Source organism: Mitsuaria sp. TWR114 (assembly GCF_007997345.1).
Window position 1 is genome coordinate 1 of the sequence record NZ_VOSR01000749.1, and the last position, 11,814, is coordinate 11,814.

The window sequence follows — 11,814 nt, forward strand, 5'->3', positions numbered from 1 at the left end:
GGATAGAACGGGCCGCGGCCCGTTCTATCCCCCCCGAGGGGGTGGCGGGCCGGCTTGGGGCGGCCCGGCGCTCGGCCCGCCCCTCGCTAACAAGGAAGAATGGCAGACCGAGGTCTGCCATCGATGGTCACAGTATCGGCGCTGCTTTGGGGCGCCGTACGGTGAGGGTCAATTGAAGAACTTGGCGACCGTCAGCAGGGTCTTGTAGATGCCCCAGGACAGCGGGATGCCGACGGCCAGCCAGGCCAGCACGACCAGGCCCACCGGCGTCGCCTTGCCGGCGCCCGGACCGCTGCCGACTTCGCTGGCGGCGGCCTTCTCGTGGGCCAGCTTCTTCTCGATGGCCAGTTCCTCGTCGCTCATGAAGTGCTTCGCGGCGACCGGGCGGATGGCCAGGTTGGCGATCAGGCCGATCACCAGCATGCCGACCAGCACATACATGGTCTGGTTGTAGACCTGCTCGCGGGGGATGCCCAGGCCGAGCTGGTACTCGCGCATGTAGCCGATCACGACCGGGCCGAGGATGCCGGCGGTGGCCCAGGCGGTCAGCAGGCGACCGTGGATCGCGCCCACCATCTGCGTGCCGAAGAGGTCACCCAGGTAGGCAGGCACCGTCGCGAAGCCGCCGCCGTACATCGACAGGATGATGCAGACCGCGCCCACGAAGGCCAGCTTGTGACCCGCGGCGGCGCTGCTCGGCAGGCTGGCGTACAGCAGGCCGCCCAGCACGAAGAACACCGTGTAGGTCATCTTGCGGCCCAGCTTGTCCGACAGCGAGGCCCACACGAAGCGGCCGCCGATGTTGAACAGGCTCAGCAGTGCGGCGAAACCGCCGGCGATCGCGGCGATCGCAGCCAGCTGCGTCTTGTCGAGGTCGGCGAACTTGGCGTCCACGCCGATCAGCGAGCCACCGAAGATCTCCTGCAGCATCGGGCTGGCCATGCCGATCACGCCGATGCCGGCCGACACATTCATGCAGAGCACGATCCACACCAGCCAGAACTGCGGGATGCCCCACACCTTCTTCACGTGCACATGGCGCTGCGTGATCATGGCGTTGTTGGCCTGCGCCGGCGGCGGGGTCCAGCCCGCGGGCTTCCAGCCGGTGGGCGGCACGCGGTAACCCAGCGCGCCCGCGACCATGAAGACGAAATAGATCAGCGCCATCACGACGAAGGTCTGCGTCACGCCCGGGTCGGTCGGCGTGGCGAAGCGCTTCATCAGCTCCACCGCCAGCGGCGAACCGATCATCGCGCCGCCGCCGAAGCCCATGATGGCCATGCCGGTGGCCATGCCACGGCGGTCCGGGAACCACTTGATCAGCGTCGACACCGGCGAGATGTAGCCCAGCCCCAGGCCGATGCCGCCGATCACGCCGGAGCCCAGGATCATCATCCAGAACTGGTGGGTGTGGATGCCGATCGCGGAGATCAGCATGCCGCCGCACCAGCACACGGCCGACACCAGGCCGGCCTTGCGCGGACCGGCGCGTTCCAGCCAGCCGCCCCAGATCGCGGCGGCGCAGCCCAGGAACACGAAGAACAGCGTGTACATCCAGCCCAGCGTCGCGACGCTCCAGTCGCACTCGGTGGCGAACAACTGGGCGAAGAAGCCCACGTCCTTGCCGCAGGCGGCGCCGGCTCCGGCGGTCTGCAGCATCTTGGACAGCGGCAGCCAGAACACCGAGAAGCCGTAGGCCATCCCGATGCACAGGTGAATGGCCAGCGCGCTGGGCGGCACGAGCCAGCGGTTGAAGCCAGGAGCGGCGATGGTGCGCTCCTTGTCCAGCCAGCTCGAGCCAGCGGATCCGACGCTCGGGTCGGTCAGCACAGTAGACATGGGTCCTCCTCAAACAATGAATGGCGACCGCGACGCGGCCCGCTGATGGGCGACCCTCTCCGAACCCTCAAACGGGATGGGTCGGCCGCGTCCCGCGTTCCGGGGTCCCCGTGTCCCTTTCGGCATCAACGACCTGCAAACACAGCAGGGGTTGGTTACGGCCTGAAAGAGTTGAGGCAGAACGCTCGCGGCGGGCGCGATCTTGACGCATGTCATTGACATTCATTGACAACCACACATAGCAAACGGACATCTATCGCACGAAACCGACAGCCGGTAACTATGGGGCGGCCGGCGGTTACCCGTAGAGCCGGCGTTAATTGGGGCGAATCGCGCACACCACCCCCGGTTTGGGGGCGATCCCCGGGGCCGCGATTGTTGAGCGCGCCACAACGGTGCATTTCCGCTCACGCATTTTTACGGTCCGGGTCTTTGCCTATTGTTGGGACCGTTCCCCCGTCTCCGAAGGCGTCCATCAGCGCCTTCTTCACCGGACCGCCTCGTTGAGGTCGTCCGGTTTTTTATTGCGCGGGAATCGCGCTTGCCCCGATGAACACGAGGATGTATCGGGGTGAAACCTGCCGTTTGTCCTACAAGACCTCGCGTCCTCTGCCCACGCTCCGCTCCCCGCCCACGGTCCACAGTAGGTCCTAACCGATCTCACCGATCGGCCCCTCAAGCCCAAAGGAGAGACTAGATGAACGCGACCAAATCCCTCGTGACCGGTGCCGTTGCCCTGACCGCCTTCGCCAGCGTGCTGGGCCTGGCTTACGCCCAGGTGGAGAACTCGACCGAGTCGACCCAGACGCAGACGACGCAGGAGCAGTACCCCGCCACGCAGACGGAGCAGCAGGCCCCCGCTGACCAGAGCATGACGCCGGCCGACCAGGCGGCCCAGTCGACCCAGTCGACCGACCCGCAGTCGCAGACCCAATCCGAAGCGCAGTCGCAACAGGCTCAGCCGCAGTCCTCGGACCAGTGGCAGAACCAGCAGTCGCCGTCGTCGCAGCAGCCGCTGCCGAGCGAGCCGACCAGCGCTGGCGAGCCGGCCCCGCGCGCCGACCGCAACTGAGCGTGACCCGCTTATCGCCGTCCAGCCCCGCTGACGCCTTTCCCTGAGAGCCCTCCATGCTGCGCGCCTCCAGCGGCTATTACTTCAGCGATCCCCCGCCGGCCGAGCCGGCGCGGCGGCGGATTCCTGAAGCGCTGAAGGAACGCGCCGGATGGGCGGCGCAGGGATTGGCGATCGGGCTGGCCGGTGCGCTGCTGGCCTGGCCGGCGGCGACCTTCCTGATGAAGCAGCTGCGCCCGGCGCCCGTCGCCGTCGCGAAGCACCTCCCCTCTTCCCCGGTCCAGCCCGTCGTCCAAGCCCCCGCGCCAGTGCCGCGGACCGGCACGGCCGATTTCGGCAAGACCAAGGTTTCCAAGCAGGCCCGCCAGCTGGCCCAGTGGGTGATGGCGGGCTGGGATCACAACGGTCGTCCGTTCGCGATCCTCGACAAGCGCCAGGCGCGCGTGCTCGTCTTCAACGCCGACGGCAAGCTGCAGGCCACCACGCCGGTGCTGCTCGGTTATGCCGCGGGCGACGACAGCGTCGCCGGCATCGGCCTGCGCCCCATCGCCGAGGTCAAGCCCTCCGAGCGCACCACGCCGGCCGGGCGCTTCGTCGCGCAACCGGGCAAGAACGCGCTGCACGAAGACGTGCTCTGGGTCGACTACGACGCGGCCGTGTCCATGCACCGCGTGCGGCCGACCAACCCGGCCGAGCGCCGCCTCGAGCGGCTCGCCTCGCCGACGCCCAAGGACAACCGCATCAGCTTCGGCTGCATCAACATGCCGGTGAAATTCTTCGAGCAGACCCTGTGGCCCACCTTCGGCAAGCGCGGCGGCATCGTCTACGTGCTGCCCGAGAAGAAGTCGATGGAGCAGGTCTTCGCCGAGCAGATGCGCCGCGCCAAGGCCGGCCCTTCCACCTGACGCCCGGTCCATGACCGCGCGCCGCTCCGCCCGCCCCGCCCGCTTGTCCCGCCACGGCTCCGCCTGGCTCGTCGCGCTCGCGCTGGGCGCGGGCCTCGACGCGCCGGTGTCGGCGCAGGTCAGCCGCGCGACGGTCCGCGGGCTGGTCAACGCGCCGGCCGGCACGCAGTCCGGCGGACTGACGATCCTGGCGGTCAATGCTGCCACCGGCGCGCGTTATCGCACGGCCACGCGGGCCGATGGCCGTTATGCGCTGATCGGCCTGGCGCCCGGCGACTACACCATCACCGTGGTCGGCCCGGACGGCGCGACGCTCCGTTCCGAGCGCATCACGCTGTCCGTCGGCGAGAGCGCGGCGCTGGACCTGGGCGATGCGCCGGCGGCGCCCGGCGCGGCCGATGCGGTGCAGTTGGGCCGCGTCACCGTGCAAGGCAATGCGACACGCCAGGGCGTGAAGGATTCGCAGCTGGGGACCGTCGTCTCGCAGCGCATGATCGAGGCGCTGCCGCAAGGCACCCGCAACTTCCTCAGCGCCGCGGACCTCGCGCCGGGCGTGGCCTTCTCGACCGATGCGGGCGGCTTGAGCCGGGTGCAGTCGGGCGCGCAGGACTTCGACCACCTCAACGTCTTCATCGACGGCGTGGGCCAGAAGAACAACATCCTGCGCGGCGGCGTCAGCGGCCAGTCCGACACCCGCGGCAATCCGTTCCCGCAGTCGGCGATCTCCGAATACAAGGTGCTGACGCAGAACTACAAGGCCGAGTTCGACCAGGTCAGCAGCGCCGCGATCACCGCCGTGACGAAGTCCGGCACGAATGAATTCCACGGCGAGGTCTACGCCGATCGCACCGGCACCAACTGGCGCTCGATGAATGCGCTGGAGAAGGAACGCGAATCGCAAGGCGTGCCGCGCCCGTCGTCGCAGAAGTACGAGTACGGCGGCAGCATCGGCGGCCCGATCGTCAAGGACAAGCTGCATTTCTTCCTCGCCTACGACGGCAAGCGCATCGAGGACTCGCGCCAGATCGCCGGGCAGAACTTCGAGAAGCTGCCCGAGGCCGGCATCGTGCCCACGCTGCGCGCGCGCCGCGGCAGCCAGGTCGACCCGTTCCACGAGGACCTGCTCTTCGGCAAGCTCGACGCGCAGATCAACGACGAGCACAAGCTCACCTTGAGCGCGCGCCTTCGCCGCGAGACCGATCGCATCGCCGAGGACCGCAACCTCTCGCTGCCCGGCAACGACAAGGAGCGCCGCAATGACGAGACGCGGGTCGACCTGAAGCACGAGTGGTCGCGCGGCGACTGGCTCAGCGAGGCGCGCCTGGGCTACGAGGACTACCTCTGGAATCCCAGGTCGGCCGCGGACGCGGCGCTGGTGCGCTACAAGGTGTCGACCGCGTCGCCGCAGGTGCTGACGACCTCGCAGGACGTGATCCTGGATGGCGGATCGCCGGATGCGCAGCGGCGCCAGCAGCGCGGCGTCTTCGTGTCGGAGGAACTCACCTACACCGGCTTCGACGGGCACGTGATCAAGGGCGGCGTGAAGCTCAAGGCGATGCGCTACGACCTCAGCGGCACGGCGAATTCGGTCGACGCGGTCGACGTGCTGATCGACACCGCCACCGGCCTGCCCTATTGGGACGGCACCAACTGCACCGGCACCAACGTCTCCAACAACGGCAGCAGCAGCGACCAGTGCAACATCCGCCGCGCCACCGCGCCGGCGCAGGCCCGCTTCAACAACCGGCAGTGGGGCCTCTACCTGCAGGACGACTGGAGCGTGACGCGCCAGCTCGAGCTCAACCTCGGCGTCCGCTGGGACTACGAGGACAACATGCTGAACAACGCCTATGCGACGCCGGCCGACCGCGTCGCGGCGCTGCTGGCGGCGGACGTGCCGCGCTTCGGCATCGCGCCGCCGGCGGGGCAGAGCTACGCGCAGTCGCTGGCCAAGGGCGGCATCGACGTGTCGCGCTACCTCAGCAGCGGCAACTCCCGCAAGGCCTTCAAGCAGGCGATCGCGCCGCGGCTGGGTTTCTCCTACGACGTCTTCAACGACCGCAACACGGTGGTCTTCGGCGGCTACGGGCGCAGCTACGACCGCACGATGGCCAACCACGCGCTCGACGAGCTGCAGAAGAACCAGGCCCCGGGCGGCGAGATCTGGTTGATCCGCAACGACCTGAAGATGCCCTACGCGGACCAATTCAGCATCGGCGTGCGGCAGGCGCTGTCGCCGACCTGGAACGGCGAGATCGCGCTGAGCCGCATCGAGGCGAAGCACCAGTTCGTCTGGTTCAGCGGCAACCGCGACGCCAACGGCGGCTTCGCGCAGCAGTCGGCGCTCGATCCGCTGTGGGGCGGTCCCGATGGCTTCGGCCAACTGGTGCTGGGCGACTCGATCGGCCGCACGCGCACCGACTCGGTCTTCGTGAAGGTGGACCGGCCCTACAGCGCGGCCTCGGGCTGGACGGCGACGCTGGCCTACACCTACAGCGATGCCAGGACCACCAACCTGCAGTGGAGCAACGACACCTTCGACTGGACCTACGGACGCGCGGGGCGCGGCTGGAATCCCAGCACGCTGGTCGACAGGCATCGGCTGGTCGGCGCGTTCATGACCGACAAGCTGCTGCCCTGGGGCCTGAGCTTCTCGGCCAAGGGCACCTACGCGAGCGGCTTCCCGCGGCGGCTGACCAACTGCCTTGCCGGCACCGCGCAGTGCTTCCTGATGCGCGGCGATGCGCCGAGCTACCGTCAGGTCGACATCAGCCTCGGCAAGGCCTTCAAGTACGGCCTGCACCAGGTGGCGCTGCGGCTCGATGTGCTGAACGTCTTCGGCGCCGACAACTACGCCGGCTTCGACGACTGGGTTGGCATCGCCCCGCCCGCGGGCCAGCCGACGAACCGCCTGGGCGGCGACAACCTCAACCTCGACAAGCCCAATACCGCCCGCGGCGACAACCGCGCGCTGCGGGTGGTGCTGACCTACAAGTTCTGAGGCGGCGGGAGCGGCTGGAGCGGCGTATGCTCGCCGGCTTCTCCCCTGCCCGGCGACCGTCATGACCACTGCCCTGCTCATCATCGACCTGCAACGCGCGCTGTGCGTGGGCGAGTACGCCTGCCACGACGTGGACGCGGTGATCGGCCGCGTCAACGGCCTGATCGCGCAGGCGCGCGAGACCGGCACGCCGGTCGTCTTCGTGCAGCATGAGGAGGACGGCTGGGAACCGCTGCGCCATGGCAGCGAGGGTTGGCAGCTCGACGACCGGCTGCAGGCGCGGCCGCAGGATCCCCGGGTGCGCAAGACCTCGCCCGACTCATTCCACCGGACCGAGCTGGACGCAGTGTTGAAGGGCCTGGGCGTGACCCACCTGGTCGTGTGCGGCGCGCAGAGCGACTTCTGCGTCGACACCTCGACGCGCCGCGCGCTCAGCGCGGGCTACGACGTCACGCTGGTCGAGGACGGTCACACGACGATCGCCAACGGTGCGCTGACCGCGCCGCAGATCATCGAGCACCACACGCTGATCCTGCGAAACCTCAACAGCTTCGGTCCCGCGATGAGCGCGAAGCCGGCGGCGGAGATCCGCTTCGGCGCGGCCTGAGCCGACGGCTGCCGAGCGTCCCTCCCGCCGACCGCTCCCGCCGGCCTCCCGCCGCGCTACTTCACGGCGTTGCGCGCGCTGGCCAGGCGCGACAGCGTCATGTCGCACTGGTCGACGGTGCCGATGCAGTCCAGCCCGCGCGACTCCACTTCGCTCATCAGGCTGAGCCAGGCGTTCAGGCCCTCGAGCGTCACCTTCGTGCGCGAGGTCCGGCTCCAGCCGCGTTCGGCGAGCTGGCCCAGGTAGATCCAGGTCTGCCGGCGCGACAGGCCCGACAGCTGCCCGATGCAGGCCTGCGACACCGGCAGCGCCAGGCTGTTGCTGGCCGCGCCGCCGCGCTGCGAGCTGCTGAGCGCCGCCGCCAGCGTGGCCAGCACGCTGATCAGGCGCTGGAAGCCGTTGCCGGCCAGTCGCATCGTGATCTGGTCCTGCAGCCGCGACGCGGTCGCCGCGTACAGCTCGCCGGTGGCCGCGTCGCGTTGCGGGGCGTGGGTGTCCTTCATCCGCGGCAGCGGGATGTGGATGGTGGTGACGTCGACCAGCGCCGTCACGTCGTAGCGCGCCGCCAGCTGGCCCAGCGGCGAATCCGCCCCGATGACGTCGCCCAGCCACAGCGCCGCCACCGCCACGCGGGTGTCGGCCGCGACCTTGGCCGCGAGGAAGGCGGCACCGCCGCTGATCGCGATCCATTCGGCCAGCGGGCTGCCGGCCTCGATGATCTTCTGGCCGCGTCGATAGGTCCGCACCTGGCCGTCGGCCAGCCAGTCGTCGGGGTTGTCCGTCTCGCCGTTGTGCGGCACCTGCGTCGCCTTCGTGTTCATGCTCATGCTGGATGGGATCCACCGGGCCAGGCTCCGCCCTCCGCGCTGCATGCGGAAGGTCTGCGAAGGCCTGACGGCGAACCGTGGGTTATAGAAGCGGACCGTCCCCGCCGATCGGTCGATAAGGCCGGTGAGGTCGGCCCGGTTTGCCGGTTGACCGCGCGCCGGTCACCAGATGGACAGGCTCCGCGCCAGGACGCGCTGCAGCCAGCTGCGCGACGAGGCCTCGGACACATCCCCCTGCGCGACGCTCTCCAGGCTGGCGTTCACCACGTCGCGCGAAGCCACCACGTTGCCCGGGCGGATGTCGCGCGGATTGACGATGCCGGAGAAGCGCAGCGTGTTGACGCCCTTGTTCAGGCCCACGTTGCGCTCGCCCGCCACCAGCAGGTTGCCGTTGGGCAGCACGTTGATCACGCTCACCGCCACCTGCGTGACGAAGCTGTTGTCGGTCTCCGTCGTGCCCGAGCCCTTGAAGGCATCGCTGCCCGAGGCGGTCGCGTCGATGTTGAGCAGCCGCTCCACCGCGCCGACCTTGCTCTGGCCGCCCGGCCCGCGCACCGCGAGCCGGTTGTCGCGGCTGGTGTCGGTGGTCTGCTTCTGCGTGGCCTTGAGCGTCTCCTGGATGTCCACCTTCAGCGTGTCGCCGATCGCGCTGGGCCGCTTCTCGCCCGAGAACAGCGAGGTGGGCGACATGCCGGGCTGGTAGATCGCGCCGTTGCTGGGCCGCTCGATGTACATCGGCGCCTGCGGCGGCGCGACCAGCATCGGCCCGGGCACCGTGGGCGGCGCACCGGCGCAGCCGCCCAGCGCCGCGAGCGCGCCGGCGGCGACCGTCAGCGCGGCGGCGCGGCAGGCCGCGCGCGTGCGGTGGCGAGATTGCTTGCTCGAGATCACATCCCTCTCCCTCAGCTCTGGAAGCCGGTGACCAGCGCCTTCACGACCGGCGCGATCTTGTTGCGTGTCCCGGCCCATCGGGCCAGGCCGAAGTTCTCGTCCGCGACGTAGCTGCTGGTGGACAGCAGCGTGCCGTCCGACCGATGCAGGCTCAGCGACGCGGCGCTCAGGTTGGCGCGGTAGCCGCTGGCCATCGGCGGCACGCCCCATTCGATGGTGGCGACGTAGCGCAGCCAGACGCCGCATTGCTGCAGGCCGGTGCCGGGCTCGTAGACGCGGCTGTCGACGCCCTGCCCCTTGAGCTCCACCTGCAGCGCCGGGACCAGGTCCTCCAGCGGCGCGTTGCGGTTGAATTCGATGCACACCGCGCGCACCGGCGCATCGCCGTGATGCACGGTGTTGCTCGCCCGGGCCGGCGCGGCAGTCGCCAGCGCGGTCGAGGTGGCCGCGCTGGCGCCCTTCACCAGTTCCCAGGCGGGGACCGGGCTCAGCACGGCGCAGCCGCCGAGCGCCATCGCCGCGGCGTGGGCCATGACGACGGCGGCGAGCGGCCGGACGAAGGACGGGCGCATGGCGGCGGGCCTCACACCAGCTCGTCGAGCACGGCGCCGCCGCCCAGCGCGGCCATCACGCCGTAGGCGACCACGTTGCCCAGCACCTGGCCCACGGTGCCGGCGACATCGCCGACGGTGTCGGTCACCGTGTTGGCGGCGGTCTCGACCGCGTCCAGCGTGTGATCGGCCAGCGCCTGCAGGCCCTGGGCGCTGATGGTGGCGGTGACGCCGAGCACCGGACCCAGCGTCAGGCCCGGACCGCCGCGGGACGGGCCCGACGACGCGCCGGACGAGGTGGCGCGGCTGGCCTCGGCGGAGGGACCGTCGGACGAGGTGGCGAGGCTGGCCAGGCCGGACAGGAAGGGCACGCTGCTCAAGGCGGTCTCCCGGGGTTCAAGGCCGCGCGGCCAGCGCGGCCGTGTCCAGCGAGAAGGTGCTCAGCACCGGCGAGGCGGGCGTCGGCGAAGCGGCCGTTGACGAAGCGGGCGCCGCGGTGGTGGCTGCAGCGTTGGCCGCGCTCGCGACGGCCGACGCGAAAGGCGATGCGACGGGCGCGGTCGCGGCCGGACCGGGGGCGGCCGCCTTGGCCTCGTTCAGCGCCTTGGAGAAATCGGCTGCGCCCGACTTGGCGCCCTTGGCCGGTCCCGAAGGCGCCGGCGCGCCGGCCCGGACGGCCGGCGACGGAGAAGCGGAGGACTTGACGTGCATGGCGAAGCGCTCTCGTTCGTTGGGGTGAACGGATTCTTCGCCGCGGCCGTCGGGCGGCATGCGCGGATGAGCGCGAGGAACTCAGCGGTCGCCGCGAGCTCGGTGAACTGCGTCACCGAGGCCAGGAACTGGGCGGCGTCGACCCCGTTCCCTCCGCTCAAGTTCGCGCGGAAGCGGCGTCGTGCGGGCGATCAACGCCCTCGGCGCGCGAGGCGCGTGCGGGCGGCCATGAAGGGGGGAAGGGAACGCAGAGGGCGGTCAGGGGCGACGCTGGAGCTCGAGCGCCTCGGTCCACTCATCCCAGCTGGACTCGCTGACCTCCAGGCCTTCCAGCGCGGGCGTGTCCTCGATGGGCCAGCCGGACGGGCTGAACGGGATGCGCCGCTGCAGCAGCAGTTCGGTCTGGCGCAGGATGTGCTGCATGACCGAACCGAGGGGGTGACCGGCGTCGCCGGTCGGGGGCGCGAATCGTTGTCGCATGGTCCTCTCCTGTCGAACCCCCACTATCGGCGGGGGCCGGCGCAAGTGCCATCCCACCATAGGGTGGACATGGAGGGATGCGAGCGGGAGCAGGACGAAAGGCGGTGGGGGGGCGGTCGAGCGGTCACGGGGGAGGCGACACGCGCGACGACAGGCCGGCGCAGGATCAGATCGATCATTTCGAGGTGATCGATCTGAACATCCCGGTGGCTCAGATCACCTGTCGCAGCAGCGCATACAGCGCGATGCCGCCGGACACGACGGCGCAGGCGGTCTTCACCGAGCGATTGGCCACGAAGGCACCGATCAGGCTGCTGACCAGGATGGCGGCGAGGAGGTAGTTGATTTTCATGGGCCGCGATTGTGGCGGCGTGCCGGTGCCGGTCGACCCGGCGCCGCGGCGCGGATCAGACAGTCGCGCCCGCGGGCCGGTTGATCTCGACGGTCACGTGAACAAGTTCCTCATGCACCGACAGCAACCGGCGGACCTCATCGGGCCGTGCCTCGGGATGGTCGGTGACCAGCGACACGATGCAGGCGTACTGGGCCCGGCCCACGCGCCACACATGCAGGTCGGCGATCGCCGCCGGCCATGGGGCGGCGGCGATGACCTCGCGGACCTCGTCGACGACCGGCGCGTCCATCTCGGCGTCCAGCAGCACGCGGCCGGTGTCGCGCAGCAGCCCGCGCGCCCAGACCGCCACCAGCGCCGCGCCGGCGATGCCCATCGCCGGATCCAGCCAATCGGCCCCCCAGAACCGCCCGCCCAGCAGGGCCACGATGGCCAGCACCGAGGTCGCCGCGTCGGCCAGCACATGCAGATAGGCGGCGCGGAGGTTCAGGTCGTCATGACCGTGGGGCGCCGCGTGCGCGTGCTCGTGGGTCTCTCCATGCTCATGCCCGTGGCCGTGGCCGTGGCCGTGGCCGTGG

Annotated in this window: 13 protein-coding genes; 4 read left to right on the forward strand and 9 right to left on the reverse strand. The window is 70.0% G+C overall.

The window, feature by feature from the left end; genetic code table 11:
• Nucleotides 1-168 precede the first annotated feature (168 nt).
• The gene (locus FUT87_RS23570; protein ID WP_147241658.1) at nt 169-1,839 is read right to left on the reverse strand and encodes an OFA family MFS transporter; all 1,671 of its coding nucleotides are present in this window, start codon (nt 1,837-1,839) and stop codon (nt 169-171) included.
• Between the two features lie 697 nt (nt 1,840-2,536).
• On the opposite strand from FUT87_RS23570, the gene FUT87_RS23575 reads away from it, so the two are divergent.
• From FUT87_RS23575 to FUT87_RS23590, 4 genes are all read left to right on the forward strand, one after another.
• A complete protein-coding gene (locus FUT87_RS23575; RefSeq protein WP_147241657.1) occupies nt 2,537-2,911 on the forward strand; it encodes a hypothetical protein in 375 nt (124 codons plus the stop codon).
• 56 nt (nt 2,912-2,967) lie between these two features.
• A complete protein-coding gene (locus FUT87_RS29280) occupies nt 2,968-3,816 on the forward strand; it encodes a hypothetical protein (RefSeq protein ID WP_183488884.1) in 849 nt (282 codons plus the stop codon).
• A gap of 10 nt (nt 3,817-3,826) precedes the next feature.
• Nucleotides 3,827-6,817 (forward strand): TonB-dependent receptor, encoded by a 2,991-nt coding sequence (locus FUT87_RS23585; protein WP_147242582.1) that lies wholly within the window; start codon nt 3,827-3,829, stop codon nt 6,815-6,817.
• 61 nt (nt 6,818-6,878) lie between these two features.
• A complete protein-coding gene (locus FUT87_RS23590) occupies nt 6,879-7,424 on the forward strand; it encodes a cysteine hydrolase family protein (protein ID WP_147242180.1) in 546 nt (181 codons plus the stop codon).
• Between the two features lie 56 nt (nt 7,425-7,480).
• Here FUT87_RS23590 and FUT87_RS23595 read toward each other — a convergent pair whose 3' ends face one another.
• The 8 genes from FUT87_RS23595 to FUT87_RS23625 form a co-directional block, all read right to left on the reverse strand.
• Nucleotides 7,481-8,251 (reverse strand): Crp/Fnr family transcriptional regulator, encoded by a 771-nt coding sequence (locus FUT87_RS23595; RefSeq protein ID WP_147242583.1) that lies wholly within the window; start codon nt 8,249-8,251, stop codon nt 7,481-7,483.
• 162 nt (nt 8,252-8,413) lie between these two features.
• Nucleotides 8,414-9,142 carry a flagellar basal body L-ring protein FlgH gene (locus tag FUT87_RS23600; protein ID WP_255511939.1) on the reverse strand — a complete coding sequence of 243 codons (729 nt, stop codon included), beginning with the start codon at nt 9,140-9,142 and terminating at the stop codon, nt 8,414-8,416.
• Between the two features lie 11 nt (nt 9,143-9,153).
• A complete protein-coding gene (locus tag FUT87_RS23605) occupies nt 9,154-9,714 on the reverse strand; it encodes a hypothetical protein (RefSeq protein WP_091720107.1) in 561 nt (186 codons plus the stop codon).
• An 11-nt stretch (nt 9,715-9,725) separates the two neighbouring features.
• Nucleotides 9,726-10,073, reverse strand: coding sequence for a hypothetical protein (locus FUT87_RS29285; protein ID WP_186830651.1), 348 nt, complete (start codon nt 10,071-10,073; stop codon nt 9,726-9,728).
• A gap of 16 nt (nt 10,074-10,089) precedes the next feature.
• Nucleotides 10,090-10,404: a hypothetical protein gene (locus FUT87_RS23615; RefSeq protein WP_147242181.1), complete on the reverse strand. Its 315-nt coding sequence runs from the start codon at nt 10,402-10,404 to the stop codon at nt 10,090-10,092.
• Between the two features lie 258 nt (nt 10,405-10,662).
• The gene (locus tag FUT87_RS23620; RefSeq protein ID WP_141225181.1) at nt 10,663-10,884 is read right to left on the reverse strand and encodes a hypothetical protein; all 222 of its coding nucleotides are present in this window, start codon (nt 10,882-10,884) and stop codon (nt 10,663-10,665) included.
• A gap of 211 nt (nt 10,885-11,095) precedes the next feature.
• Nucleotides 11,096-11,236, reverse strand: a complete 141-nt coding sequence (locus FUT87_RS29290) for a hypothetical protein (RefSeq protein ID WP_183484476.1) — start codon at nt 11,234-11,236, stop codon at nt 11,096-11,098.
• 55 nt (nt 11,237-11,291) lie between these two features.
• The coding region (locus FUT87_RS23625) for a cation diffusion facilitator family transporter (RefSeq protein ID WP_147242182.1) at nt 11,292-11,814 on the reverse strand (523 nt) is incomplete at its 5' end.

Bases quoted from the DNA above. Each gene is read 5' to 3' on its own strand.
- FUT87_RS23570 (WP_147241658.1), bottom strand. From the start codon at position 1,839: ATGTCTACTGTGCTGACCGACCCGAGCGTCGGATCCGCTGGCTCGAGC.
- FUT87_RS23575 (WP_147241657.1), top strand. From the start codon at position 2,537: ATGAACGCGACCAAATCCCTCGTGACCGGTGCCGTTGCCCTGACCGCC.
- FUT87_RS29280 (WP_183488884.1), top strand. From the start codon at position 2,968: ATGCTGCGCGCCTCCAGCGGCTATTACTTCAGCGATCCCCCGCCGGCC.
- FUT87_RS23585 (WP_147242582.1), top strand. From the start codon at position 3,827: ATGACCGCGCGCCGCTCCGCCCGCCCCGCCCGCTTGTCCCGCCACGGC.
- FUT87_RS23590 (WP_147242180.1), top strand. From the start codon at position 6,879: ATGACCACTGCCCTGCTCATCATCGACCTGCAACGCGCGCTGTGCGTG.
- FUT87_RS23595 (WP_147242583.1), bottom strand. From the start codon at position 8,251: ATGAGCATGAACACGAAGGCGACGCAGGTGCCGCACAACGGCGAGACG.
- FUT87_RS23605 (WP_091720107.1), bottom strand. From the start codon at position 9,714: ATGCGCCCGTCCTTCGTCCGGCCGCTCGCCGCCGTCGTCATGGCCCAC.
- FUT87_RS23615 (WP_147242181.1), bottom strand. From the start codon at position 10,404: ATGCACGTCAAGTCCTCCGCTTCTCCGTCGCCGGCCGTCCGGGCCGGC.
- FUT87_RS23620 (WP_141225181.1), bottom strand. From the start codon at position 10,884: ATGCGACAACGATTCGCGCCCCCGACCGGCGACGCCGGTCACCCCCTC.
- FUT87_RS29290 (WP_183484476.1), bottom strand. From the start codon at position 11,236: ATGAAAATCAACTACCTCCTCGCCGCCATCCTGGTCAGCAGCCTGATC.